At 63.2% G+C, this 26,161-nt stretch carries 27 protein-coding genes and 1 tRNA gene; 21 read left to right on the top strand and 7 right to left on the bottom strand.

Features of this window, described 5'->3' with window-relative positions; genetic code table 11:
• Positions 1-68: 68 nt before the first annotated feature.
• The gene (locus tag ACIQWO_RS15520; RefSeq protein WP_402825591.1) at positions 69-2,051 is read right to left on the bottom strand and encodes a cation:proton antiporter; all 1,983 of its coding nucleotides are present in this window, start codon (positions 2,049-2,051) and stop codon (positions 69-71) included.
• A 216-nt stretch (positions 2,052-2,267) separates the two neighbouring features.
• Here ACIQWO_RS15520 and ACIQWO_RS15515 point away from each other — a divergent pair, with 216 nt between their 5' ends.
• From ACIQWO_RS15515 to rapZ, 11 genes are all read left to right on the top strand, one after another.
• The gene (locus ACIQWO_RS15515; RefSeq protein ID WP_039395525.1) at positions 2,268-3,248 is read left to right on the top strand and encodes an SIS domain-containing protein; all 981 of its coding nucleotides are present in this window, start codon (positions 2,268-2,270) and stop codon (positions 3,246-3,248) included.
• A gap of 121 nt (positions 3,249-3,369) precedes the next feature.
• Positions 3,370-3,855: an HAD family hydrolase gene (locus tag ACIQWO_RS15510; protein WP_052253166.1), complete on the top strand. Its 486-nt coding sequence runs from the start codon at positions 3,370-3,372 to the stop codon at positions 3,853-3,855.
• A gap of 24 nt (positions 3,856-3,879) precedes the next feature.
• Complete coding sequence (lptC, locus tag ACIQWO_RS15505; RefSeq protein ID WP_402825587.1) at positions 3,880-4,557, top strand: LPS export ABC transporter periplasmic protein LptC; 678 nt, start codon at positions 3,880-3,882, stop codon at positions 4,555-4,557.
• Positions 4,554-5,252: a lipopolysaccharide transport periplasmic protein LptA gene (gene lptA / locus ACIQWO_RS15500; RefSeq protein WP_402825584.1), complete on the top strand. Its 699-nt coding sequence runs from the start codon at positions 4,554-4,556 to the stop codon at positions 5,250-5,252. The genes lptC and lptA overlap by 4 nt, the downstream gene beginning before the upstream one ends.
• A 25-nt stretch (positions 5,253-5,277) precedes the next feature.
• The gene (lptB, locus tag ACIQWO_RS15495) at positions 5,278-6,048 is read left to right on the top strand and encodes an LPS export ABC transporter ATP-binding protein (protein WP_046293335.1); all 771 of its coding nucleotides are present in this window, start codon (positions 5,278-5,280) and stop codon (positions 6,046-6,048) included.
• A gap of 93 nt (positions 6,049-6,141) precedes the next feature.
• Positions 6,142-7,632 (top strand): RNA polymerase factor sigma-54, encoded by a 1,491-nt coding sequence (locus tag ACIQWO_RS15490; RefSeq protein WP_402825581.1) that lies wholly within the window; start codon positions 6,142-6,144, stop codon positions 7,630-7,632.
• Between the two features lie 141 nt (positions 7,633-7,773).
• Complete coding sequence (hpf, locus tag ACIQWO_RS15485; protein WP_402825578.1) at positions 7,774-8,130, top strand: ribosome hibernation-promoting factor, HPF/YfiA family; 357 nt, start codon at positions 7,774-7,776, stop codon at positions 8,128-8,130.
• 236 nt (positions 8,131-8,366) lie between these two features.
• Positions 8,367-8,822, top strand: a complete 456-nt coding sequence (gene ptsN / locus ACIQWO_RS15480) for a PTS IIA-like nitrogen regulatory protein PtsN (RefSeq protein WP_150575389.1) — start codon at positions 8,367-8,369, stop codon at positions 8,820-8,822.
• 90 nt (positions 8,823-8,912) lie between these two features.
• On the top strand, positions 8,913-9,878 hold the full coding sequence (gene hprK, locus ACIQWO_RS15475; RefSeq protein WP_039395509.1) for an HPr(Ser) kinase/phosphatase: 966 nt from the start codon (positions 8,913-8,915) through the stop codon (positions 9,876-9,878).
• A 182-nt stretch (positions 9,879-10,060) separates the two neighbouring features.
• Entirely contained in the window at positions 10,061-10,393 is a 333-nt protein-coding gene (locus ACIQWO_RS15470; RefSeq protein WP_402825573.1) for a PsiF family protein, read from the top strand.
• 180 nt (positions 10,394-10,573) lie between these two features.
• Entirely contained in the window at positions 10,574-11,446 is an 873-nt protein-coding gene (rapZ, locus tag ACIQWO_RS15465) for an RNase adapter RapZ (RefSeq protein ID WP_402825570.1), read from the top strand.
• 16 nt (positions 11,447-11,462) lie between these two features.
• Here the strand turns inward: rapZ and mutY are convergent, their stop codons facing one another.
• Entirely contained in the window at positions 11,463-12,629 is a 1,167-nt protein-coding gene (gene mutY / locus ACIQWO_RS15460) for an A/G-specific adenine glycosylase (protein WP_402825567.1), read from the bottom strand.
• Positions 12,630-12,652: 23 nt separating this feature from the next.
• Complete coding sequence (mutM, locus tag ACIQWO_RS15455) at positions 12,653-13,483, bottom strand: bifunctional DNA-formamidopyrimidine glycosylase/DNA-(apurinic or apyrimidinic site) lyase (RefSeq protein WP_402825564.1); 831 nt, start codon at positions 13,481-13,483, stop codon at positions 12,653-12,655.
• 226 nt (positions 13,484-13,709) lie between these two features.
• On the opposite strand from mutM, the gene ACIQWO_RS15450 reads away from it, so the two are divergent.
• The 7 genes from ACIQWO_RS15450 (at position 13,710) to pth (ending at position 19,735) form a co-directional block, all read left to right on the top strand.
• Entirely contained in the window at positions 13,710-15,521 is a 1,812-nt protein-coding gene (locus tag ACIQWO_RS15450) for a tetratricopeptide repeat protein (protein WP_402825561.1), read from the top strand.
• A 23-nt stretch (positions 15,522-15,544) separates the two neighbouring features.
• On the top strand, positions 15,545-16,189 hold the full coding sequence (locus ACIQWO_RS15445) for an outer membrane lipoprotein LolB (protein WP_402825558.1): 645 nt from the start codon (positions 15,545-15,547) through the stop codon (positions 16,187-16,189).
• Between the two features lie 54 nt (positions 16,190-16,243).
• A complete protein-coding gene (gene ispE / locus ACIQWO_RS15440; protein ID WP_402825555.1) occupies positions 16,244-17,113 on the top strand; it encodes a 4-(cytidine 5'-diphospho)-2-C-methyl-D-erythritol kinase in 870 nt (289 codons plus the stop codon).
• Between the two features lie 54 nt (positions 17,114-17,167).
• Positions 17,168-17,244 (top strand) — tRNA-Gln (locus tag ACIQWO_RS15435).
• A gap of 50 nt (positions 17,245-17,294) precedes the next feature.
• Positions 17,295-18,242, top strand: coding sequence for a ribose-phosphate pyrophosphokinase (locus ACIQWO_RS15430; RefSeq protein ID WP_039395490.1), 948 nt, complete (start codon positions 17,295-17,297; stop codon positions 18,240-18,242).
• Positions 18,243-18,397: 155 nt separating this feature from the next.
• Positions 18,398-19,015, top strand: a complete 618-nt coding sequence (locus ACIQWO_RS15425) for a 50S ribosomal protein L25/general stress protein Ctc (protein ID WP_150575381.1) — start codon at positions 18,398-18,400, stop codon at positions 19,013-19,015.
• 123 nt (positions 19,016-19,138) lie between these two features.
• Positions 19,139-19,735 (top strand): aminoacyl-tRNA hydrolase, encoded by a 597-nt coding sequence (gene pth, locus ACIQWO_RS15420; RefSeq protein ID WP_402825550.1) that lies wholly within the window; start codon positions 19,139-19,141, stop codon positions 19,733-19,735.
• A 74-nt stretch (positions 19,736-19,809) separates the two neighbouring features.
• On the opposite strand, the gene ACIQWO_RS15415 is transcribed toward pth, so the two are convergent.
• Positions 19,810-20,067, bottom strand: coding sequence for a YfhL family 4Fe-4S dicluster ferredoxin (locus ACIQWO_RS15415; RefSeq protein ID WP_039395480.1), 258 nt, complete (start codon positions 20,065-20,067; stop codon positions 19,810-19,812).
• A 475-nt stretch (positions 20,068-20,542) separates the two neighbouring features.
• On the opposite strand from ACIQWO_RS15415, the gene ACIQWO_RS15410 reads away from it, so the two are divergent.
• A complete protein-coding gene (locus tag ACIQWO_RS15410) occupies positions 20,543-21,310 on the top strand; it encodes a transporter substrate-binding domain-containing protein (RefSeq protein WP_402826831.1) in 768 nt (255 codons plus the stop codon).
• 223 nt (positions 21,311-21,533) lie between these two features.
• Here the strand turns inward: ACIQWO_RS15410 and coaD are convergent, their stop codons facing one another.
• Together coaD and rsmD are read right to left on the bottom strand one after the other, a co-directional pair.
• A complete protein-coding gene (gene coaD / locus ACIQWO_RS15405; RefSeq protein ID WP_150575378.1) occupies positions 21,534-22,028 on the bottom strand; it encodes a pantetheine-phosphate adenylyltransferase in 495 nt (164 codons plus the stop codon).
• Between the two features lie 55 nt (positions 22,029-22,083).
• Positions 22,084-22,677, bottom strand: coding sequence for a 16S rRNA (guanine(966)-N(2))-methyltransferase RsmD (gene rsmD, locus ACIQWO_RS15400; RefSeq protein ID WP_402825545.1), 594 nt, complete (start codon positions 22,675-22,677; stop codon positions 22,084-22,086).
• A gap of 217 nt (positions 22,678-22,894) precedes the next feature.
• Between rsmD and nodI the strand changes: the two genes are divergently transcribed.
• Positions 22,895-23,812, top strand: a complete 918-nt coding sequence (gene nodI / locus ACIQWO_RS15395; protein WP_402825542.1) for a nodulation factor ABC transporter ATP-binding protein NodI — start codon at positions 22,895-22,897, stop codon at positions 23,810-23,812.
• Complete coding sequence (locus ACIQWO_RS15390; protein WP_402825539.1) at positions 23,805-24,605, top strand: ABC transporter permease; 801 nt, start codon at positions 23,805-23,807, stop codon at positions 24,603-24,605. Before nodI ends, ACIQWO_RS15390 begins: the two co-directional genes overlap by 8 nt.
• 106 nt (positions 24,606-24,711) lie before the next feature.
• On the opposite strand, the gene ACIQWO_RS15385 is transcribed toward ACIQWO_RS15390, so the two are convergent.
• Positions 24,712-26,151 (bottom strand): M16 family metallopeptidase, encoded by a 1,440-nt coding sequence (locus ACIQWO_RS15385; protein WP_402825536.1) that lies wholly within the window; start codon positions 26,149-26,151, stop codon positions 24,712-24,714.
• Between the last annotated feature and the right edge of the window lie 10 nt (positions 26,152-26,161).

Below are 26,161 nucleotides of genomic sequence, written 5' to 3'. Positions count from 1 at the left end.
CACGCCACATTATGCCAAAAAGGCCCGGGCTCCCTGTGACGGTCCGACTTTGCGTGCAGTTTGTCGCTCTACTCGTGCCCCAGCAGCCGCGTCTCCGCTGCGACCAGCTTATCGGGCAGGCCGCGCAGCACCACGATGTCCTCGGCCATCAGACGCGTCTCCGCCACCGGCTCCACCCCGCGAATGCCGTGCCGACGGATCGCCGTCACCGTCACCCCGAGTTTGTCCAGCCGAAGCTCGCCGAGCGTGCGGCCCACCGCCGATGCATTGAGGGTGAGCGGCACCGATTGCAGGCGTACCTGCTCGCGCTCGCCGCCTTCATCCTCGTCGTCCAGCCCGTGGAAGTAGCCGCGTAACAGGCTATAGCGCTCGTTACGTGCCTGTGCCACGCGGCGCAACACCCGGCGCATCGGCACGCCCATGAGCACCAGCGCATGCGAGGCGAGCATCAGGCTGCCCTCCACGATTTCCGGGACGACTTCGGTGGCCCCGGCAGCGATGAGGTCGTCGATATGTGTGTCGTCGACCGTGCGAACGACCACGGGCAGCGTCGGCTCCAGCGCCTGCACCTGTGCGAGTACCTTGAGCGCCGCGGGGGTACTGTCGTACGTCACCACAATGCCCGCCGCCCGGTGAATCCCTGCCGCGACGAGCGCTTCGCGCCGTGCCGCATCGCCGAACACCACGGTCTCGCCGGAGCTGGCGGCCTCCATCACGCGGTCGGGGTCGAGGTCGAGCGCCACGTAACCGATGCCCTCCTGCTCCAGCATGCGCGCCAGGTTCTGACCGCATCGGCCGTATCCACAGATGATCACATGCCCCGACGTCTTGATGCTCTGCGTCGCGATCTTGGTCATCTGCAACGACTGCATCATCCATTCGTTGGCGACGAAGCGCAGCGCAATGCGGTCGGCGTTGATGATGAGGAACGGCGCGCACAGCATCGAGAGCAGCATCCCGGCGAGCACCGCCTGCGACAGCGACGGGTCGAGCAGACTCCGGTCGATCACGAGATTGAGCAGCACGAAGCCGAATTCGCCCGCTTGCGCCAGCCCCAGCCCGGTGCGGATCGCCGTGCCCGGCGGGCTGCCGAACAGACGCGCCAGCCCCGCGATGAGCGTGAATTTGACGATCAGCGGACCGATGAAGAACAACAACACGAGCAACGGCTGCTTGAGCACGATTTCCGGATTTAGCAGCATGCCGGTCGTGATGAAGAACAGCCCGAGCAGCACGTCGCGGAACGGCTTGATGTCGTCTTCCACCTGATGGCGGAACGGCGTCTCAGCGATCAGCATGCCCGCGATGAACGCGCCCAGCGCCATCGACAGGCCCAGATGCTCGGTGATGTAGGCCAGACCCAGCGTGAGCAACAGCAGGTTGAGCATGAAGAGCTCTTGCGAGCGTCGCGCGGCCACGATGTGGAACCAGCGCCCGACAAGCTTCTGCCCGATCCACAGCAACAACGCCAGTGCGCCGGTGATCTTGAGCGCCGCCAGCGAGAGCGCCAGCACCAGCGCCTTCGAGTTACCGCCGAGCGCGGAGATCACGATCAGCAACGGCACCACGGCCAGATCCTGGAACAGCAGCACGCCCATGATGTTGCGGCCGTGCTCCGTCTCCAGTTCGAGCCGTTCGGCAAGCATCTTGGTGACGATGGCCGTCGAAGACATGGCCAGCGCGCCGCCCAGCGCCACCGAGGCCTGCCATGAGAACGACCAGAACAGGTTGACGAGTGCGCCGATGCCGACGGCGACGAGCAACGTCCCCAGCACCTGTGAGACGCCGAGTCCGAGCACCACCCGCCTCATGCTCTTTAGCTTGGGCAATGAGAATTCGATGCCGATGGAGAACATCAGGAAGACGACGCCGAACTCTGCGAGGTACTGCACGCGCTGTGAATCGGCCGCCAGTCCCAGCGCATGCGGGCCGATGACGATGCCCACGCTGAGATAGCCCAGCATCGGCGGCAGATGGAGCATGCGAAACAGCACCACCCCGACGCAGGCGGCAAACAACAATACGAGAGTGAGTTCGAGCGGCGATGCCATCAGCTAGGGTCGGTTTCCTGAGTGATTCCGGGTGAGCGGGGTGCGTTGTCTTGCCAATGTCATGCAAGGGCCGTGCCAGCGTACGTCCGGGCGGCGGCCCCGGGAGAGGAAACCCGACCGGTTCGGGCGATGTCCCGAATGGCGCTGGGCGGGGCGCGGGGCCAGACGTGGCGCGGCTGTCCTTCGACGCCACGTCCGTTTTGATATACTCCGCGCATGATAGCGAAAATCAATCCAGGCCGGGCACTAGAGGTCGCCCGGGAGGTGTTGCGCACTGAAGCCGACGCCATCGAACGCGTGTCCGCGCACCTCGACGACAGCTTCTTCGAAGCGGTCTCGCTGCTGCTTGCCTGCCGCGGGCGCGTCGTCGTCACCGGGATGGGCAAGTCCGGCCACATCGGCCGCAAACTCGCCGCCACGTTCGCCAGCACCGGCACCCCCGCATTCTTCGTTCACCCGGCAGAAGCCAGCCACGGCGATTTGGGCATGATCACGGCCGACGACGTCGTCGTCGCCCTGTCCAACTCCGGCGAAACGGGCGAGCTCGTCAGCATCCTGCCGATGATCAAGCGCATTGGCGCGAAGCTCATCGCCATGACCGGCAACGCCGCATCGAGCCTTGGCCGTCTGTCCGACGTGCATCTCGACGCGCACGTCGAGAAGGAAGCTTGCCCGCTGGGCCTCGCGCCCACCGCCAGCACCACGGCCGCCCTCGCCCTCGGCGACGCGCTCGCCGTCACGCTGCTCGACGCACGCGGCTTCGGCGCAGAAGACTTCGCCCGCTCGCATCCGGGTGGTGCACTGGGCCGCCGACTGCTGACCTTCGTGCGCGATGTCATGCGTACCGGCGACGCCGTGCCGCGCGTGCGCTCCGACGCCAATCTCTCCGACGCCCTGATCGAGATGACCGCCAAGGGTCTCGGCATGACCGCCATCGTGGATGCCGACGATCGCGTCGTCGGTATCTTTACGGACGGCGACTTGCGTCGTTTGTTCAAGCGTACACTCGATTTCACCTCGCTGAAGCTGGCCGACGTGATGAAGGCCGATCCGCGCACCATCGATCCGGACAAGCTCGCCGCAGAAGCCGCCGAACTGATGGAACGTTTCGGCATCATGCAGTTGCTCGTGACGGAAAACGGTCGCCTGGTCGGCGCGCTGAACGTCCACGACCTGTTCGCCGCCAAGGTCGTGTGAGTTGTCTGCCCAGAGCCGTCTGCCAATGAGTCATCCGAGTCAAACGAATCCCCCCAACGCCTCCGGCATCGTCCCCTTCGACGCAGCGGCCGCCACGCTTCGCGCGGCGCGTCTGCGCGTCATGGTGTTCGACGTCGACGGCGTGCTGACCGACGGCGGCCTGCGCTACGGCCCGGCCGGCGAAGTCATCAAGACCTTCGATTCGCTCGACGGCCACGGACTGAAGCTGCTCGGTGAAGCGGGCATCGTCACCGCCATCATCACGGGACGCCAGTCGGATATCGTCGCCAAGCGCGCGGCGGATCTGCGTGTCGCACACGTCTATCAGGGCGTGCACGACAAGCGCACCGCGTTTGAAGACCTGTGTGCCAAAGTGGGCGTGACGGCCGACGTCTGCGGACATATCGGCGACGACTGGCCCGACCTGCCCGTGCTCACGCGCGTGGGCTTCGCCGCCTGCCCGGCCAATGCGCATGTCGAAGTGAAGACACGCTGTCACTGGATCGCGAGTACGCGCGGCGGCGAAGGGGCCGCACGCGAGTTGTGCGACTTCATCTTGCGCGCGCAGGGGCGTTACGACGCCCTGCTCGCCGAAGCCATCGCCTGACGCGCCGGGAGAGTCGATCCACTCATGGCCATCCAACGCGTCTCGCCCGCTTCGCTGATCGCGATCGCCGTCCTGGCAAGCCTTGCGGCTGGCACGTACTGGCTCGTGCAGCGCACGCTGCCGTCTGACGCCGACCGCGCGCCGTACGTGAAGCAGCACATCGCCGATTACTACGCCGACGACATGGTGATTTCCATGCTCGCGCCCAACGGCGTGACGCAGTACCGCGTCAACGCCGTCCACATGACGCACTTCGAAGACGACCAGACCACGGCCATGACGATGCCGGCCGTGCGCGCCTTCACGCCGGATCAGCCCGAAGTGACCGCCACGAGCAAGCGCGGCACGCTCAACGCAGATATGTCGATCGTCGATCTGTACGACGACGCGGTCGTGGTGCGTCAGCCGGGGCCGCGCGACCCCGAAATGCGTGCGCTGTCCCAGCACTTCCAGGTGCTGGTGAACGAAGACATCGTGCGCACCGAGCAGCCGGTGCAGCTGTTCCGCGGGTCGTCCGTGATGTATGGCGACGGCATGATTTTCAATAACATCTCGCGCGCCGTACAATTGCTCGGCAATGTTCACGGCACGATCCAGCCGGCGGAACTGGGCGCCAAGCGCCCGCCGCCGTCCGGCCAGTCCGCAGCGCCCACCGCTCCACGCGCGCCATCTCAGACTCCACAGGGCCCCAAAACCCCATGACCGATCGCCTTTCACTGCGACCCGCCTCTGTATCGCTGCGTGCGCTTCGCGCGCTGGCCGCCGCCTTCGCCGTCCTTGGCGCACTGGCCGCACCGCTGGCTCACGCGGAACGCGCCGACCGCGACAAGCCGCTCAATATCGAGTCGGATCACATGAGCTATGACGACCTCAAGCAGGTCAACATCTTCACCGGCAACGTGACGATGACCAAGGGGACGATTCTCCTGAAGGCCGATCGCGTCGAAGTGACTCAGGATCCGGAGGGCTATCAGTACGCCACGGCTTACTACAAGCCGGGCGGCCCGCTCGCCTACATGCGTCAGAAGCGCGACGGCATGGACGAGTACATCGACGGCTGGGGCCAAACCATCTATTACAACGGCAAGACCGAAGTCGCCACGCTCACCACGCAGGCCACGCTCAAGCGTCTGGCCGGTGGCACCAAGGTGCTCGACGAGATTCACGGCAGCGTGATCACGTACGACACCTACAATGAGGTCTACACCGCCAACAGCGGCGCCGATCAGGTCAACCCCAACAATCCGAACGGCCGCGTGCGCGCCACGCTCGCACCGCGCAACGCCACGGGCGCACAGGCGCCGGCGCCGGGCGCTGCCAGCAAGCCGGTCGCCGCGCCCAAGGGCGACCTGCCGCCGCTGTCGCCTTCCAAGAACATCGGGAATCCGCGTGAGTAATTCTGCCAATAGCAACGCCTCGACCATCAACCCGGGCGCCGGCCCGGTGGGCAAGCCCAGCGCGCTCGTCGTGCGCTCGCTCAAGAAGCAGTACGGCGCGCGTACCGTCGTCAAGGACGTGTCGCTCGACGTGAAGAGCGGCGAGGTCGTGGGTCTGCTCGGCCCGAACGGCGCGGGCAAGACAACGTCGTTCTACATGATCGTGGGACTGGTGCCTGCCGACGATGGTGAAATCCAGCTCGACGGCAACCTCATCAGCGAACTGCCGATCCACGAACGCGCCCGCATGGGTGTCTCGTATCTGCCGCAGGAAGCCTCGGTGTTCCGCAAGCTCACGGTCGAAGACAACATTCGCGCCGTGCTCGAATTGCAGGTCGATGCGCAGGGCAAGCCCCTCAAGCGCGACGAAATCGAACGCCGCATTGAAGCCCTGCTCGACGAGCTTCAGGTCGGCCATCTGCGCGAGAATCCGGCGATGTCGCTCTCGGGCGGCGAGCGTCGTCGCGTGGAAATCGCGCGCGCTCTGGCCACACAGCCGCGTTTTATTTTGCTCGACGAACCATTCGCGGGCGTCGACCCGATCGCTGTGCTGGAAATTCAGCGAATCGTGCGCTTTCTCAAGGACCGAGGCATCGGTGTCCTGATTACCGACCACAACGTGCGCGAGACGCTGGGTATCTGCGATCACGCATACATCATCAGCGAAGGCTCGGTGCTCGCCGCCGGCACGCCTGACCAGATCGTTGCCGACGAAAGCGTCCGCCGCGTCTATCTGGGCGAAAATTTCCGGATGTAAAGCAGATTTTTCGCATGTAAACCCTGCCTCCGATAGGAGTCAGGGACGGTTCCGTTGGCGTGACAAAGCCTCTACAATGAAGGCGAGACCGCTATGAAACCGACTCTTCAACTCCGCACCTCTCAGCACCTGACCCTCACGCCCCAGTTGCAGCAATCGATCCGGTTGTTGCAACTGTCGACGCTCGAACTTCAGCAGGAAGTCGAGCACGCCCTCACCCAGAACCCGATGCTCGAACGCGAGGACGATTGGCTCGCCGGTTCGGTACGTGTAGGCACGGACGGGTCGCTGCGCAACGAGCGGAGTTCGTCGTCGAGCAGTTCGAACGACAACGGCCCCGAAGCCGCCAACGGTCACGACGAAGCGCGTGAACTCGACGGCGAGGCCCGCTTCGACGACAACGCGTCGGATAACGGCAGCGACTGGAGCCTGAACGACTTCGCCCGCTCCGGCAGCGCATCGGACGACGACGACAATGCGCGTCCTCAGTTGCACGTCGACCATCCCAATCTCCGCGAACATCTGCTGGCCCAGTTGCGCCTGACCAAGGCTGCGCCGCGCGACCGCGCGCTGGTGGAGTTCCTGATCGAATCGCTGGACGAGGACGGCTACCTCGGCAGCCTGCTCGACGAGATTCAGGCTGAAATGCCCGAAGAGCTGGCGCTCGAAACGGAAGAGATCAACGCGGCGCTGGCGCTGCTGCAAAGCTTCGACCCGGCGGGCGTGGGTGCCCGGAGCCCGGCCGAATGCCTGCGTCTGCAGCTCCAGCGACTGCCCGCAAGCGGCGTACGTACCCTCTCGCTGCGCATCGTCACCGATCACCTGGAACTGCTGGCCGCGCGCGATTACACGCGTCTGCGTCGCCTGCTGGGTGTCGGCGAAGACGGCCTGCGCGCCGCGCATCAGCTGATTCGCTCGCTGGACCCCTTCCCGGGTGCAGCGTACGGTGCGCCTCAGGCCGACTACGTCGTGCCGGACGTGCTGGTACGCAAGCAGGGGAGCGGCTGGACGGCGGAGCTGAATCCGGAAGTGATGCCGCGTCTGCGCATCAACGAGATGTATGCGCGCATTCTCCGAAATAACCGGAACGATCCGGGAACCGGCAACCTCCAACAGCAGTTGCAGGAAGCGCGCTGGCTGATCAAGAACATTCAGCAACGCTTCGACACGATCCTGCGGGTCGCGCAGGCGATTGTCGAGCGTCAAAAGAACTTCTTCACGCATGGCGAAATCGGCATGCGGCCCTTGGTTTTACGCGAGATTGCTGATACGCTGGGTTTACATGAATCCACGATTTCACGGGTGACAACGAGTAAGTACATGCTCACTCCATTTGGAACCTTTGAGCTTAAGTACTTCTTCGGATCACACGTGGCAACGGAAGCCGGAGGCGCTGCGTCATCGACCGCTATCCGCGCACTCATCAAGCAACTCATAGGAGCAGAAGACCCGCAGAGCCCCCTTTCCGATAGCCGTATCGCGGAACTGCTGGCAGAGCAAGGTTTTGTGGTGGCGCGGCGCACTGTCGCGAAGTACCGCGAGGCCATGCGAATCCCCGCAGTGAACTTGCGCAAATCTTTGTAGGACAGTCCTGGTGCGCCATGTTGGCCGCTGGGGCATAACGCCGCAGTGCGACATTGCGTCACGTCAATGGCTCGCACCCTCGCTAGCCAGCGTCAACGTTGACGCGGCCTGCACTTCGGCATTTCAGCAAGGAGAGCAGCTATGAATCTGAAGATCAGTGGACACCATCTCGAACTCACGCCTTCGCTGCGCGAATTTGTCGTCAACAAGCTCGATCGAGTGTTGAGGCATTTCGACCAGCTAATTGGCGCCGAGGTGATCCTCTCTGTCGACAAAACCAAGGAGAAGAGCGGACGCCAGATCGCGAGCGTCACGGTGTTTCTCAAGGGCAAAGAAATTTTCGTCGAGAAGTGTGACGAGAATATGTACACCGCCATCGACAAGCTGATCGACATGCTCGACCGCAAGGTAGTGCAGTACAAGGATAAGGTTCAGGATCACGGTCGCGAGGCCATCAAGCACCACGAACTTCCTCCTGAGGCGGAACCGCTGCAATAGCATCGTTCAGGCGTGGTAATCGCACTGGCTGATACCGACGAAAACCCGCAAGGAACCACCCGAGCGCATATCCGTCTGTTGTAAGTCTGGCATCACCCACCGCGGGGCCGTTGAACGGCCCCTTTTGTATGGTTCGTCCCACTTCCGTGACTTGCCGCGAGCGCGGCGGCGAGTGGTCTATAATGCGAGGTCAATCGGGGGTTGGAGGGCGACTAAGCGTTCGCCCGCATTACAAGATGAACCGTTTAGCCAAACTCATACTCGAGTCCAACATCCTGCTTGGACTGTCCGTTACCAGCAAGAAGCGCCTGTTCGAACAGGTCGGCCTCCTCTTCGAGAACAACGCCGGGCTTTCGCGCGCTGTGGTGACCGACAATCTGTTCGCCCGCGAGCGTCTCGGCTCGACGGGGCTTGGCGAAGGCGTGGCGATTCCGCATGGACGCATCAAGGGCCTGAAGGTCCCGGCCGCCGCGTTCATCCGCCTGGAAGAGGCCATTCCGTTCGAAGCGCCCGACGGTCAGCCCGTCTCCCTCCTGTTCGTGTTGCTGGTGCCCGAGCAGGCGACGCAGCAGCACCTCGAAATCCTGTCCGAAATTGCCCAGTTGCTCTCGGACCCGGAGATGCGCAGTATCCTGATCAACGCGCCCAGCGCCAAGGATGTCCATACCGCGCTGACGAACTGGAAGCCCTGAGTCGTCCCGAGTCGTCTGCGCACCGGTACGAATCGCCGCGAACACACACGAATTCCGTAGCTCCCACACCCAACCGAACGAGGCGACGCGGTGGAACTGACCGGCATCAACGCGCAAAGCATTTTCGACGACAACGCCGCGACGTTGCGTCTGTCGTGGCTCACGGGCCATGAAGGTTGGGAGCGCGGCTTCACGCCGGAGAGCGTGGCCACGGCCACCTCCAGCGCTGACCTCGTGGGCCACTTGAACCTCATCCACCCGAACCGGATTCAGGTGCTCGGCGAAGCCGAGCTGCGCTACTACCAGCGTCTCACGGACGAAAACCGCAAGCGTCACATGGGCGAAGTCATCGCGCTGGAACCGCCGTTCCTCGTGGTGGCAGACGGCCTCGAAGCGCCGCCCGATCTGGTGCTCCGCTGTACACGCTCCTCCACCCCGCTGTTCACCACGCCGCTGTCGACGGCCTCCGTCATCGACAGCCTGCGTCTGTACATTTCTCGTGTTTTCGCACCGCGTTGCACGATGCACGGCGTTTTCATCGACATTCTGGGCATGGGCGTGCTGCTCACCGGCGACTCCGGTCTCGGCAAGAGCGAACTCGGTCTGGAACTGATCAGCCGTGGACACGGCCTGGTGGCCGACGATGCGGTCGATTTCGTGCGTCTCGGGCCGGATTTCGTCGAAGGCCGCTGCCCGCCGCTGCTGCAAAACCTGTTGGAAGTGCGCGGTCTCGGTCTGCTCGACATCAAGACCATCTTCGGTGAAACGGCGGTGCGCCGGAAGATGAAGCTCAAGCTGATCGTGCAGCTGGTGCGCCGTCCCGATGGCGAATTCCAGCGTCTGCCGCTCGAAGCGCAGACGGTGGACGTGCTGGGCCTGCCGATCAACAAGGTGATTCTGCAAGTGGCCGCCGGGCGAAACCTCGCCGTGTTGGTCGAAGCGGCCGTGCGCAACACGATTCTGCAACTGCGCGGGATCGATACGCTCAAGGACTTCATGGAGCGTCAGCGCCAGGCCATGCAGGACCCGGACGGCATGCAGGGCAAATTGCTCTGAGCGTCGTCAATTCGCGCATCGTCGGCCCGAAATCGCCGAATCCGCCGAAACCTTCCGGGTATACCGCTACTTTTGCGTTTTTCTGTCAACGCCGCGCGATTGCGGCGCGTTTTCTAACATGTTGTAATCGCAACGCGGTTCATCCCCGTGCCCGTGCGTCACGACCTTTTGGAGAGACGATCATGAAAAAAGCACTCGCTGCACTGCTTCTGGTATCCCCGCTGCTCGCATCGCCCGTGTTCGCTCAAACGGCCGCCGCCCCGGCATCTGCCCCCAAGGCGACCAACTCCCAACAAGACAAGATGAAGGCTTGCAACTCGCAAGCGACCGGCAAGACGGGTGACGACCGCAAGGCCTTCATGAAGCAGTGTCTGTCCGCAGGTGGCGCCGCACCGGCCGCCAAGCAGACGCAGCAGGAAAAGATGAAGACCTGCAACACGCAAGCCAGCGGCAAGAAGGGCGACGATCGCAAGGCATTCATGAAGTCGTGCCTGTCGAACGCTCCGGCAGCCTAAGTTTTACGCCGGGCGCTTACGCCCGACGAGCCTGACGGCGCCCCACGCGGGCGCCGTTTTCGTTTGCAGTTCGGGATATCTCGAAAATGCAGCGAAAGCGGCAGGAACGCCCTCGTTTTTGTCCACGCGACACCCGTACGACACAATCGCTTACCATGATGGCTGTATTCGGGAAATGTCATGAAGATCGTACTGATTACCGGCGTCTCCGGCTCGGGCAAATCGCTCGCCCTGAACGTCCTCGAGGATGCGGGTTACTACTGCGTCGACAATCTGCCGTCGCGCTTTTTGCCTGAACTCGCCGTCTACCTCGGAACACAGCACTACACCCGCCTCGCGGTCGCCATCGACGCGCGCAGCGGCGGCTCGCTCGCCGATCTGCCGCCGATCATTGGCGGCCTGCGCCGTTTTGGCCATGACGTCCGCGTGCTGTTCCTCAATGCGACCACGCAAACGCTGGTGCAACGCTTCTCGGAGACGCGCCGCCGTCACCCGCTTTCGTCGGCGGGCGACGACACGCTCTCGGCCACCGGCTCGCTCGTCGAAGCCATCGAGAAAGAGCGTGAGATGCTCAGCAGCGTCACCGAGCTGGGTCACCAGATCGACACCAGCAACCTGCGCGCGAGTGCACTGCGCCGCTGGATTCGCGAATTCGTCCAGCACGATCAGACCGGCCTCACGCTGATGTTCGAATCGTTCGGATTCAAACATGGCGTGCCGCTCGACGCCGACCTCGTCTTCGATGTCCGCTCGCTGCCCAATCCGTATTACGACGTGCAATTGCGCCCGCTGACCGGACGCGATCAGCCCGTCATTGATTTCCTGTCCGCCATTCCCGAAGTGGACGAGATGATCAACGACATCGCCGCCTATCTGCAAAAGTGGTTGCCGAGCTACATGCGCGACAACCGTAGCTATCTGACGGTCGCCATCGGATGTACCGGCGGGCAACACCGCTCCGTGTTCATCTCCGAGACGCTCGGCGCGCGCTTTCGCGACGAAGCGAGCGTGCTCGTGCGTCATCGCGAACTCGCCCCCATCGACACGAAGTGAAGGGTCGTCGACTCGCTCAGGCGGGCAGCGACAACTGACCGTCGCTCACGCCGTGCAGCGACAGCGCGTCGGCAATCTTGCGAATCGGTGACGGCAACCCGGCGGCCGCGACACCCTTCCCATCCAGCCATGCACGGTTTGCGTCGTTGATCGATGTTGCCGCTGTCGCTGATGATGCGGACAGCGTCACCATCCACGGTCGCAAATGCAGTTTGAAGTGCGTGAAGACGTGCGTGAGGCCATGCAGCGGCATGAGCGACTGCACCGCGCCAACCTTCGCGCCCAGTGCCGCCGCGTGCCCCGTCAGACGCTCGCGCAGTAACGCGTCGTCGGCGTCGCGCGCGTCGGTTGGCGGTGTGAGTTCCGGCAGACTCCACAGTCCACCCCAGATACCGCTGTCGGGACGTCGCTCGAACAACACGCGATCGCCCACGCGGACGACCAGCACGTCGACGTAGCGCTCCGGCTGCGCCTTTTTCGGCTTGGAAGTCGGCAATGTGCGCTCGCGTCCCGTCGCATGCGCGACGCAATCGCTGTCGAACGGGCACTCGCCGCAGCGTGGCTTGCCGCGAGCGCACAGCGTGGCCCCGAGGTCCATCATCCCTTGCGTGTAGGCTGGCAAGTCGCTTTGCGGCAACAGCGATTCCGCCAGCGTCCACATCTCTCGCTCGATCTTCGGCGTGCCCGGGAAGCCTTCGATACCGAACACGCGCGCGAGCACCCGTTTGACGTTGCCGTCGAGGATGGCGGCGTGTGCGTCGTACGCGAATGCGGCAATCGCCGCCGCAGTGGATCGGCCGATACCCGGCAGCGTGGCGAGCGTTTCGGGGTCTGATGGGAAACGTCCGCCGTGGGTCTCGACGACGACCTGCGCGCAGCGATGCAGGTTGCGCGCGCGCGAGTAATAGCCTAGGCCGCTCCACAGCGCCATCACATCGTCTTGCGGTGCGCTGGCGAGCGCGGCGACGTCAGGGAAGCGTTCGAGAAAGCGGCCGTAATACGGAATCACCGTGGCGACCTGCGTCTGCTGAAGCATGATCTCGGACAGCCAGATCCGGTAGGCGTCGCGTGTGTTCTGCCACGGCAGATCGTGACGGCCGTGTTCGGCCTGCCAGGCGATCAGACGCTGGGCGAAAGTGTCCGCGAGCGTGCCCGCAGTGATGTCGTTGGGGGCGTCTTTCATAGCGTTTTGGGGGAAGCTTTAATTTATTTCTGGCATTTTGGGCAGAAGAACGTGGAGCGCTGTCCTTGCACGATCTGCCGGATCGTCGTGCCACACACGCGACACGGCTGACCCGCACGATCGTAGACGAAATACTCCTGCTGGAAATAGCCGCTCTGGCCGTCGCTGCCGACGAAGTCTCGCAACGTGCTGCCGCCCTTCTCGATCGCTGCGGCGAGCACCGTCTTGACGGCTTGCGCAAGCTTCTCGGCACGCGGTCGCGACAGCTTGCCCGCTGCCATGCGGGGATGGATGCCTGCACGGAACAGGCTCTCCGAAGCGTAGATATTGCCCACCCCCACGACGATGCTGCCCGCGAGCAGCGCCTGCTTGATCGAGACGGTGCGCCCGCGCGTGCCCGCGTAAAGCCACGCGCCGTCGAAGTCGTCGGTCAGCGGCTCGACGCCGAGGCTGGCGAGCAGCGGATGCAGCAGCACATCACCCGACGTACGCGGATGGAAGAGGACTGCCCCAAAGCGGCGCGGGTCACGATAGCGCAGCGCGCAACGTTCGAAGACGAGGTCGATATGGTCGTGGACGCCCGCGCTCGGCAGCGACTGCGGTTCCGGCATGACGCGCAACGTCCCGGTCATGCCCAGATGCACGAGCAACCAGCCGGGCGCGTATTCGAGCAGCAGGTACTTGCCGCGACGGGTAACGCCGATGAGCGTTTCGCCGCGCAGGAGGGCGTCGAGCCCGTCGGGTACCGGCCAGCGCAACGACCCGTTGCGCACGTCGATGCGCGCGATACGCGTGCCAGCTACGTGCGGCGCGATACCGCGGCGGGTGACTTCGACTTCTGGGAGTTCAGGCATGCCTGCGAACGTTTGCTGAGGATTTAGACTCTATTGTATCGGGCGCGCTACAATCGCTCGAAACCTGCCGTGGATCCCTATGCCGAACACCCGACTCCAGTCCATTCCCACCGCTAACCGTACTGCGGAAGCCGTGGCACCCGTGGTTTTGCGCCTGCGCGGCGCCCTGGCTCGCGGGGCCTGGGCCGGAGCCACGGCGCTTGGCGTGACATGCGCCAGCGCAATCATGGCATTCCTGCCATCTTCGAACGCTTTCGCCCAATCCGGACCGGCGGCGCAGACTGCGCCCAAAGCGCCTGCCGCGCCCGCCAGTGCACCGACCGCCGCACCCGCCAAGGCCAGCGCACCGGGTGCCGCGAGCGGCGCGGATGCAGACGTCGACACTGAAGACGTCGCACCGAACGCGAACGTCCCGCGCGAGAAGCTGCCGAACGTTGCGCTCAGCAGCGAGATCGTCTTCGAAGTGATGGCCGCCGAATTGAGCCTGCAACAAGGCAATCTGGCCCCCGCTTTCAATACCTACGTCGCCCTCGCCAACCGCACGAAGGATCCGCGCATGGCGCGTCGCGCGGTCGAGATCGCGCTCGGCGCACGCCAGCTTGGCGACGCCCTGATTGCCGCCAAGCTGTGGCATCAACTCGACCCGTCGTGGCGTCCCGCGACCCAACTGCTGGCCAGCCTTGAAGTCGGTACCGGCCATCTTGCCGAAGCCGAACCGCTGCTGGTCGACGAACTGAACAAGGTGCCCGAAGCGCGTCGCGGTCAGGCCATTCTCGAATTACAGCAGATGATCGCCCGCAGTCCGGAGCGCGCCACCGGCATCGATTCGCTCAAGCGCATGCTGGCGAACGACATGCAGCGTCCGGAAGCGCAACTGGCCATCGCCCGTTCGCAGTTGGACGCAGGCGACACCGCCGGTGCTCGCACGTCGCTCGAAACCGCGCTCAAGCTCAAACCCGATTACGAAGCTGCCGCCCTGCTCTACGGTCAGATGGGCCCGGCGGAGCGCACCGGCGCAATTGCCAGTCTGAAGTCGTTCCTCGACCGGAATCCGAACGCCAAGGAAGCCCGCTTCGCCTACGCCAAGCTGCTGCTCGCCGACAATCAGCTCGATGCGGCGCAAAAGCAATTCGAAACGCTGGAAAAGCGTTACCCGCATGAGTTGTCGACGTTGATGGCGCTGGCGCTGCTGAACCTGCACGCCAACCATCCGGAACAGGCCGAACAGTATTTGCAGAAGTACGCGTCGGAAGCCGAGCAGCAGAACACCGACGGCGCGCAGGCATACGTCTACCTCGCGCAGATTGCGCAGGACCGCAAGGACTACCCGGCTGCCGACAAGTGGCTCTCGAAGATTCGCGAAGACAGCAACGCCTACCTGCCTGCGCAGATCGGCCGTGCGCAGTTGCTGGCCGATCAGGGCAAGCTCGACGAAGGCCGCGCGCTGTTGCATGGCATCAAGTCGAGCGACCCGCGTGAGCAACTTGCGCTCAAGCGTGCCGAGTCGGATCTGCTGGTCAAATCCAAGCGTTATGACGATGCGGAGAAGCTGCTCGCCGTCGAAGTCAAAAACAATCCGGACGATGCCGACCTGCTTTATCAGTACGGCATGGTGGCCGAACTGAACAAGCACTACGACGTGATGGAAAAGGCGATGCGTCGCGTGATGACGTCGCAGCCGGATAACGCGCAGGCGTACAACGCACTGGGCTACTCGCTCACGGAGCGCAATACACGCCTGCCGGAAGCGCTCAAACTGCTGCAAAAGGCGTCGTCGCTCTCGCCGGAAGATCCGTACATCATGGACAGCCTCGGCTGGGTGAAGTACCGCCTTGGCGACAAGTCGCAGGCACTCGAACTGCTGCGCCGTGCATACGGCATTCAGGCGCAGGCGGAAATCGGCGCGCATCTGGGCGAAGTGCTGTGGGAGTCGGGTCAGCAAGACGAAGCGCGCAAGACCTGGCGCGAAGCGCTCAAGCTCGATGGCGACGACGACACGCTGCGCTCGACGATGAAGCGTTACAACGTCGCACCGTAATGATCGTAATGACGTTAGTGCGTATGTTCGAAAAGTCTCAAATTGCGTCGCGCCCGGTGACACGCCGCGCCGACGCATCGAAGTTCGTTCGTGCAGCCGCCCTCGTGGTGGCCTGCACGGCGAGCGTCATCGCAACAGGCTGTGCCAGCCTCGCGCCGCCAACACCCGTTGAGCCGACCGCGGGCACAACTGTCGAACACTATCGCGGCCGCTTCTCAGTGCGCTACGAGCAGAACGGCGAAGCACGCAACACGTACGGCAATTTCGATTGGCAGCAGAACGGCGAGAACGCCACCGTCCAGTTGCTCGACCCGCTGGGGCAGACGCAAGCGATCGTGCGCGAAAATCCGCGAAGTGCCTCGCTGGAACTGCCGGGCAAGGCACCGCTCACCGGGCCTCGCCTCGAAGATGTGATGCACGACGCGCTCGGCTTCGCGCTGCCGGTGGGTGGTCTGCGTTACTGGCTGCGCATGCAGAGCGCACCGGGGTCGCAAGCGAACATCGAACGCGACCCGCAGACGCAGCGTCCCACCCATCTGAAACAGGATGGCTGGACCATCGACTATCAGGCGTATTTCGACGGCACACCGTTGCGCGTCAAACGCGTCGATCTGTCGCGCGATCTCGACGGCTCTCCGCTCGCCGTGCGACTCGTGATCGACGAATAAGCCCGCACCCTGTGCCAGCCCCCCCCCTTCACAGTCTTCCGTTTTTGCCTCGCCATGTACGAAATCCTGCGTGACTGCCCGGCCCCGGCCAAGTTGAACCTGTTCCTGCACATCGTCGGACAACGGCCGAATGGGTATCACGAACTGCAAACCGTCTTTCAACTGATCGACTGGGCCGACACGCTGCATTTCGAGCGCCGCGACGACGGACAGATCGTTCACACGAACCCGCTGCCCGGTGTGCCGCCGGAGACCGATCTGACGGTGCGCGCGGCGCGCCTGCTGCAAGAACACTGTGGCGTGCGCTTCGGCGTGGATATCGGCATCGAGAAGCGTCTGCCGGCCGGTGGCGGCATTGGCGGCGGCAGTTCGGACGCGGCGACGACCCTGCTCGCGCTCAACCGCATGTGGCAGCTCGATCTGCCGCGCGAAACCCTCCAGACACTCGCCCTGAAACTCGGTGCGGACGTGCCGTTTTTCGTTTTCGGCCGCAATGCCTTCGCAGAAGGCCTCGGCGAAGAACTGCAGGCCGTGGATCTGCCGCAGCGCCACTTCCTCGTGGTGAACCCGCGCGTGCACGTCGCGACCAACAAAATATTTACGGATCCCCTGTTGACAAGGGATTCGAAGATCGTCACAATGGCGTTCTTTCTTGAGCACGCCAACAAAAACGTGTTCGAAACGGATGAAGTTTTCCGTAACGACATGCAGGCGGTTGTCACTCGAGAATACGCGGAAGTCGCTGCTGTGATTGACTGGTTCAGAACCTTCACCACAGCACGCATGACGGGATCCGGCGCTAGCGTGTTTGGTGTATTCGATACGAAAGCAGATGCGGAAGCGGCATGTAAGCGATTGCCAGAGCGCTGGATAGGTCAAGTGACCACTAGCCTGGCCGAACATCCAATGTTCGCCTTCGCGTAAAAGGGTTTTACTTTGTTGCGTTTCCTACAACGCAGCGAAGGCATCGGTTAGTGTAGGGGAGTCGCCAAGTTGGTTAAGGCACCGGATTTTGATTCCGGCATACGAGGGTTCGAGTCCTTCCTCCCCTGCCAATTTCTTCTGTCGTAAAGTCTCAGCATCCAAACGTCCCGCAGGTAGCCAGATGAGTAGTGATAACCTGATGGTATTCACCGGGAACGCCAACCCCGCCTTGGCCCAAGCGGTCGTCGATACTCTCGGTATCCCTCTCGGCAAAGCCATGGCCAGCCGGTTCTCGGATGGTGAGATTCAGGTCGAAATTCAGGAAAACGTGCGCGGCAAGGACGTCTTCGTCCTCCAGTCGACGTGCGCTCCGACCAACGACAATCTGATGGAACTGATGATCATGGTCGACGCGCTCAAGCGCGCTTCTGCCGGCCGGATCACCGCTGCCATTCCGTATTTCGGCTATGCCCGTCAGGATCGTCGCCCCCGCTCGGCGCGCGTGGCGATCTCGGCGAAGGTCGTAGCCAACATGCTGCAAATCGCAGGCGTCGAACGCATCATCACGATGGACCTGCACGCCGACCAGATTCAGGGCTTCTTCGATATCCCGGTCGACAACATCTACGCTTCGCCGCTGCTGCTGCAAGACGTGCGTGCGCAGAACCATGAAAACCTGCTGGTGGTGTCGCCGGACGTCGGCGGCGTGGTTCGTGCCCGTGCCCTCGCCAAGCAGCTGCATTGCGATCTGGCCATCATCGACAAGCGTCGTCCGAAGGCCAACGTCGCTGAAGTGATGAACATCATCGGTGAAGTCGAAGGCCGTACCTGCGTCATTATGGATGACATGGTCGACACCGCCGGTACGCTGTGCAAAGCCGCACAAGTGCTGAAGGAACGTGGCGCGAAAAAGGTGTATGCCTACTGTACGCACCCGGTGCTTTCGGGCGGTGCCGCAGCGCGCATCAACGCCTCGGAGCTGGATGAAGTGGTCGTCACCGACACGATCCCGCTGCGCGATGACTCGAAGGGCGGCAAGATTCGCCAGCTGAGCTGCGCGAACCTGCTGGCCGAGACGTTCTCGCGTATCCGTCGCGGCGACTCGGTGATGTCGCTGTTCGCGGAATAAGCGTTCGGTAAAATTTTGCGACGGCGCCTGTGTGGCGCCGTTGTTATGTCGGCGGGGAGCCTATCCCCGCCTTTGTCGTTCCTGAAACCCGTGTTTTTTGGCGGGAATTTCAGGAAGAAATCGCTGCCTGGTCGCGGGCAGTTCAAGGAGTTGTTATGAAAGTCGTCGCTTTTGAGCGTAATCTGCAAGGTACGGGTGCGAGCCGCCGCCTGCGCAATGCCGGTAAGACCGCAGGCATCGTGTACGGTGGTGAAGCTGCTCCGCAACTGATCGAACTCGATCACAACGCGCTGTGGCACGCCCTGCGTAAAGAAGCTTTCCACTCGTCGATTCTCGAGCTGGAAGTCGCCGGCAAGACCGAACAAGTGCTGCTGCGCGATGTGCAGTACCACCCGTTCAAGCAACTGGTTCTGCACGTTGACTTCCAACGTGTCGACGCGAACAAGCCGATCCACGTCAAGGTGCCCCTGCACTTCCTGGGCGCAGAAAACGCCCCGGCCGTGAAGCTGGCTTCGAACGTGATCAGCCACACGCTGAACGACCTGGACGTTAGCTGCCTGCCGGGCAAGCTGCCGGAATTCCTGGAAGTCGACCTGTCGACGCTGGAAGCCGGTAAGACGGTTCACGCTAAGGACGTCAAGCTGCCCGCCGGCGTGACCCTGACGCTGCACGTCGAGCAAGAAAACCCGGTGGTCGCACAAGCCGTGCAACCGGCTGGCGCTGCTGCTGACGAAGCTGCTGCTTCGGCTGAAGGCGAAACGCCGGCTGCCTAAGCCTCGTTCGCCAGCATTCAGCGGCGACGCTGGACGCAAGACCCGCCGCGATGTCATGTCCGGCGGGTTTTTTTATGGCGGTACGCATGTCACCATGACGCGTACCAAGATCCTGATACCGAAATGATCAAGTTGATCGTAGGGCTCGGCAATCCGGGCGCCGAATACACTGCGACGCGTCACAACGCGGGGTTCTGGTTCGTCGACGCGCTGGCGCAGCAATGCGGCGCATCGCTCACCAGCCAGAAGAACTTCCACGGCTTCGCCGCACGTACACGCGTGGCCGGTCAGGAAGTGTGGCTGCTGGAGCCGCAAACCTTCATGAACCGCTCGGGGCAGTCGGTCGTCGCACTCGCTCGCTTCTACAAGATTTTGCCGGACGAGATCCTCGTCGTGCATGACGAACTCGATCTGTTGCCCGGCACCGTCAAGCTCAAGCGGGGCGGTGGCAGCGGTGGCCACAACGGCCTCAAGGATATTGCCGCGCATCTGACGACGCCCGAATTCTGGCGCCTGCGTCTGGGCATCGGACATCCCCGCACGCTGCAACCGGCCGGAAGCCAGCAGCAAGTCGCGGACTTCGTGCTCAAGCCGCCGCGCAAGGAAGAGCAGGAACAGATCGACGACGCCATGTCGCGATCGCTCGACATCGTCGACCTGGTCGTCAAGGGTGAGATGGAAAAGGCGATGATGCGTCTGCACGCAACGCCGGGAAAGTGATCCGGCGGGTGAGATCTGGAATCGTGGGCGAAGCAGGATGAGCGGTCAGGTGCCGCTCATGCCGCGCCCGCCACTCAGGCCGACTTGGCCGCTTGCAGATGGGTGTACTTCTCCAGCAGTTGGGTGGGCGTCTCGACATGCTCCGGATTGATGGGAATGCACTCCACCGGACACACCTGCACACACTGCGGTTCGTCGAAGTGTCCGACACACTCCGTGCATTTGTTCGGATCGATCTCATAGATCTCGACCCCCATCGAAATTGCGTCGTTCGGGCACTCAGGCTCGCACACGTCGCAATTGATGCATTCGTCGGTAATCATCAGTGCCACTGTTGACTCGCTTTCCTCTGGCCGTTCATTGACTTGCGTGAACCCCGGCGAACGGCAGCCGTGACGGTTCCTGGAACAATTCCTCAATTATACGAAAGTTAGCAGGTGTCCACTTGCTGTGGCCGCGCCGGATGCCCGGATGTCGTCCCGCGCCTCGTGATGCACCTCGCGTCATGCACCGGTTCGTCCACCGACCGGCTCACTTTGGTGCACAACGCACCGCCGCGCGGAATGCACTAGCGCACGCTAGTCTCGCGCATTGCTCCGTTTCGACTCCACGGCTATCCCCAGCAACGCTCCCGACCGTCTGGCACGGTTAGTGCTTTATCACTGAGCACCACTGGTCGTACCAGTTCGACCGCTGCGACCTGCGCGCGTTATCGCGTGCGCAAGCCCCTTTCACGTCATCGTCGTTGCCTAACGCCAAGGAGTTCGAGTCATGCCTGCGTTCCTTCATCAAGCCGGTCGCCGCCGGATGCTGCAAGCAGTTGTCGTTGCGTCGCTGGGAGGTCTCGCAGGCCTCGCCCATGCCGATGCCCTCCAGACCATTGCCAAGAACGGCGTCATCCGCATTGCCATCCCGCAGGACTTCCCGCCGTTCGGCTCGATCGGTACCGACCTCAAGGTGCACGGCTACGACATCGACATGGCGGAGCTGATCGGCAAGGAGATCGGCGCGAAGGTCGAACTCGTACCGGTCATCAGCACGAACCGCATCGCGTATCTGACGACAGGCAAGGTCGACGTTGTCATTTCCTCCCTCGGCAAGAACGCCGAACGCGAGAAGGCCATCGATTTCACGAAGGCGTACGCGCCATTCCCGAAGAGCGTCTATGGTCCGCAAGACATTGCGATCAAGGTGCCCGCCGACCTCGCCAACAAGACCATCGCGGTGACGCGCGGCTCGACGGAAGACCTCGCACTGACCGCTGTCGCCCCGCCGAGCGCGAACATCAAGCGATACGAGGACAACAACGCGACGGCGGCGTCGTATCTCGCAGGTCAGGTTCAGCTCGTGACGCTGGGCAACATCGTGGCGAACGCCGTGCGCGAGAAGAGCAAACAGCGCGCCTTCGATCTGAAATTCCCGGTTGAAGAAACGCCCTGCTACATCGGTGTGGGCAAAGGTGAAACGGCGATGGTGGCGAAGCTCAATGCGATCATCGACAAGGCGAAGGCCGATGGTCGGTTGAATGCGATGTCCGTCAAATGGATGCAGGCGCCGTTGCCGAAGGGCTTCTGATGCCCGTCGCGGACGAATGCCCGATCGGACAGTCGCTTCGATTCGCGACCTGAATCGCGACCTGAATCGCGGCCTGAACCCGCGCCGCGATGCGCCGCTTAAGTCATCGGACTTAAGTAATTGCGCTTAAACATGTGCGCAACAAAAAACCCCGCAGTGTCGAAACACGCTGCGGGGTTTTTGCTGACGTCGCGCGAAGCAACCGATAGCGACGTACGCCTGCTTAGCTCTTCGGCGTCATCTCGCCGACTTTCGTGACCAGCCACTTTTCGACGGACGGGAACACGAACTTGCTGACATCGCCGCCCAGTTGGGCGATCTCGCGCACGATGGTGCCCGAGATGAACTGGTATTGGTCGGACGGCGTCATGAACATCGTCTCGACGTCGGGCAGCAGGTAGCGGTTCATACCCGCCATCTGGAATTCGTACTCGAAGTCGGACACGGCGCGCAGCCCGCGCACGATCACGCGCGCCTGATGCTTACGCACGAAGTCCTTAAGCAGGCCGGAGAAGCCTTCGACGCTCACGTTCGGATAGTGACCGAGCACTTCGCGCGCGATGTCGATCCGCTCTTCGAGCGAAAAGAACGGCTTCTTGTTTCGGCTGTCGGCCACTCCGACCACGAGCTTGTCGAAGATGCCCGCCGCACGGCGGACCAGATCCTCATGGCCTCGGGTCAACGGGTCGAACGTCCCCGGATAGATCGCCACTACCATGCCAACGTCTCCTCGCGGCTGGGGACCGCTGCTGCGTACTTATTCATTGTGGTCTCTAGGTTTTCGGAATCGATTCAAGCAAATGATAATGCACCGCTCCGGCTTTCGCCCGGCGCAAGCACACGAGGCCCAGCTCGGCGAGCGCATCGTCCTCCAGGGGGACGTCCGACTCGGCATAGATCACGCCGTTCGGTGCGAGCAGGCGGGCGGCAGGCGCCAGCAGATCGTTCAACCAACCACTCGCGAACGGCGGATCGAGGAAAATGACATCGAAAACCCCGGGCGAGAGTGTGGTTATCAGGCGTCTGGCGTCCGCCTGGACGATCTCGATCTGTTTGGCGTCGAGTTTGGCCTGATTGGCGCGCAACTGACGAATCGCAGGTGTGGCGGACTCGACCAGCAACACGCGCTGCGCGCCGCGCGAAGCGGCTTCGAAGCCGAGCGCACCGCTGCCTGCGAAGGCGTCGAGGCACTGCATGCCCGTCAGGTCCTGTCCGAGCCAGTTGAACAGCGTCTCCCGCACACGATCGGGGGTCGGCCGCAGACCGTCGCCCGACGGCACCGGCAGCGGCGTGCGCTTCCACTGACCGCCGATGATGCGGACCTGCTGCGGCGCGCCGCGCGCCACGTTACCTGCACCGGACTTCATGGCGTCCTCCGCAATACGGCTTGACTGGGGGCACCGCTGACGGTGGAAAAATGGGGTCGCGCGCGTCGTTGCGCACGCAGAGAATCCAAAATCATGACAATTCACGCTACATTGTTGAGGCGAAACATACCACATCGCCCGCGCCTTATGCCCTAAAGGCCATGCCCCATAAGGGATGGCGGCGCCCGGCCACGTGACAGGAGACCGCAGATCCGCCATGACCGATGCCGCCATCGAGGTAACCGAGCTCTGCAAGGCCTATGACGGCCGCCCCGTGGTCGATCACCTCTCGCTGCGCGTCGCACCGGGCGAGTGCTTCGGCCTGCTGGGCCCCAACGGCGCGGGCAAGACGACGACGTTACGCATGCTGCTGGGCCTTGTCACGCCCGACGCTGGCGAGATCCGACTCGGTGGCCTGCCCGTCCCGAAGCTCGCACCGGAAGCCCGACGCCGCGTCGGCGTCGTACCGCAGTTCGACAATCTGGACCCCGACTTCACGGTGCGCGAAAACCTGGCGGTCTTCGGACGTTATTTCGGACTCGCCTCGGCCGATATCAAGGAACGCGTTCCCGCGCTGCTGGCGTTCGCCCGTCTCGAATCGAAGGCGAATGCCCGCGTCGCCCAGCTCTCGGGCGGCATGAAGCGACGCCTCACGCTCGCCCGTGCCCTCATCAACAATCCTGACGTGCTCGTGCTCGATGAGCCAACGACCGGGCTCGATCCGCAGGCTCGGCATCTGATCTGGGAGCGGCTGAAATCGCTGATGAACGAAGGCAAGACGATTCTGCTCACCACCCACTTCATGGAGGAAGCCGAGCGTCTGTGCCATCGACTGTGCGTGATCGACGCCGGACGCAAGATCGCCGAAGGCACGCCACCGGAACTCGTGGCGCGCGAAATCGGGTGCGATGTGGTGGAAGTCTTCGGCGACGTCCCACACGCCCTCCTCGCCAGCCTTGCCCCGTTCGCCGAGCGCATCGAAACCAGCGGCGAAACCCACTTCTGTTACGTTCGCGACGCCACACCGGTCGTAAATGCCTTGCAGGACCAGCCGGGGGTGCGGTATCTGCATCGTCGGGCAAATCTGGAGGATGTCTTTCTCAAGCTCACGGGACGGGAGATGCGCGATGACTGAGCAGCACATGACGCCAGATGCGCCTCGCTACCTGCCGGGCGTCACGCCGTGGATGGGTGTTTGGCGACGCAACTTCCTCGTCTGGCGCAAGCTCGCGATTGCTTCGATGTTCGGCAATCTCGCAGACCCGATGATCTACCTCTTCGGTCTGGGTTTCGGGCTGGGCATGATGGTCGGCAATGTCGACGGCACGTCATACATCGCGTTTCTCGCAGCGGGCACCGTCGGCTCCAGCGTGATGTTTTCTGCGAGCTTCGAGTCGATGTATTCGGGCTTCTCACGCATGCATGTGCAACGCACCTGGGAAGCGCTGATGCATACCCCGCTGACGCTGGGCGACATCGTGCTCGGCGAGGTCGTCTGGGCCGCCAGCAAAGCCGTGCTCTCGGGCGTTGCGATCCTGCTCGTGGCGAGCGTGCTCGGCTACGCGCGCATCGACAGTCTCGCTGTGGTCCTGCCAGCCGTTTTGCTCGCGGGACTCGCGTTCGCCAGTCTGGCGATGGTGATGACGGCACTCGCGCCGAGCTACGACTTCTTCATGTTCTACCAGACACTCGTGATGACGCCGATGTTGCTGCTCTCCGGCGTGTTCTTCCCGTTGTCGCAACTCCCGGCGGCGGCGCGTCATGTGACGGAGTGGCTACCGCTCGCGCACGCCGTCGCGCTGATTCGCCCCGCCATGCTGGGGCGTGCCATCGACATGCCGTGGCTGCATGTGGGCGCACTTGTCGTCTACACCATCGTGGGTTTCTCCGTCGCGCTTGTGCTGCTGCGTCGCCGGATACTTCGATAGCGTTCGCGAGCAGGTCCGGCACGTCGGCCGCAAAGCAAAACGGCACCGGAGAATCCCGGTGCCGTTTTTTTGAGACGTGATCAGACATGCGAACTACACGCCGTCGTCACTTCACAGGCTTGCTCGCTGTCGGCGTAGCGCTCGGTGCGGTAGCGCCTGCGCTCGCTGCGCCGAACACATCACTGGGTCCGACGACGACAGTCACGAGACGATCAGGCTGCACGTGACGCGCAAATGCGTCCTTCACCTGCGCCGCCGTCACGGCCTCGACCTTGGCGGTCCACGTGTCGAGGTAGTCGAGCGGCAGGTTGTAGAAGCCGATGGCCGCCACGTTCGCCAGCAGCTTACGGTTGCTGTCCAGACGCAGCGGGAAACCGTTGGTCAGGTTGTCCTTCGCTGCCTGCATTTCCTCGGCGGTGGGGCCGTCCTGAACGAATCGGGCCAGCGTCTCACGCACGACCTTGAGTGCCTCGGGCGCTTGTTCGCGACGCGTCTGCAAGTTGATCTCGAACGGACCCTCCTGCAACTGCGGCACGAAGCCACTGGATACGCCATACGTCAGACCGCGCTTCTCACGCACTTCCGCCGTCAGACGCGACACGAAGCCGCCGCCGCCCAGCACGTAGTTCCCCACGAGCAACGGGAAGTAGTCGGGATCGCTGCGCGCCATCGACGCCTGCCCGGTCGCAATATGCGCCTGCTCGGCCGGATGCGGCAAATCGATCTGCACAGCGCTGCGCAGCGCCGCCACCGGCGGCATCGTGGGCGGCGTAACGCCAGCGGGCATCGCGTCCGTCAACTGGGCGACCAGCTTCTCGGCCTGCGCGCGGTCGATGTCGCCAACAATGGAGACGACCGCCCGTTTCGGGCTGTACATATCGCGATAGAAACGCATCAGATCGTCGCGCTTCACAGCATTCACGCTTGCCACCGTCGGCGTTACGCCATACGGGTGGCTGCCGTAGATCGCGCTGCGAAACGCCTTCTCGACAATCGCCTCGGGCTTCGTATCCGACTCGGCAATCGCCGACGACAGACGTGCCGTCTCGCGCTTGAGCACGACATCGGGGAACGTGGGATGTTGCAGGAATTGCGCCAGCGTACTCACGGCCGCATCACGCTCGGCCGCCGACGATAGCGTGCGGATGGTGACGGTCGCGGCGTCGCGTCCGGCGCTCGTCGCTTCCATCGCGCCCACGTCGGCGAAGCGGTCGGCAATCTGCGCCTCGCTCAGCGCGGGACGCCCGCCTGCGGCCGCCGCGCCAGCGTCGAGCAACCCGGCCGTCAGCAACGCCAGCCCCGACTTGCCCTTCGGATCGTAGCGGCTGCCCGCATCGAAATCGATGTTCACGTCGATCATCGGGATCGAGCGGCTCTCGACCAGCATCACCTTGGCACCGGACGGCGCGACCCAGGTCTGGATCGGCAGTGCGGCGCTGGCCGTGAGCGGCAGACCGGCCGCCAGCGCGCCAGCGGCTGCGCAAGCCATGACACCCGTTCGCGCGGGCACGGAGAACGCACGCAGCAGTGCGGAAATTTTCATCATCGTGTGTGGC

The organism is Pandoraea sp. NPDC090278 (genome assembly GCF_044772185.1).
Classification (GTDB): Bacteria; Pseudomonadota; Gammaproteobacteria; order Burkholderiales; family Burkholderiaceae; genus Pandoraea.
The sequence above is the reverse complement of the archived record's forward strand: the minus strand, read 5'-3'. Positions and strand labels throughout refer to the sequence as shown.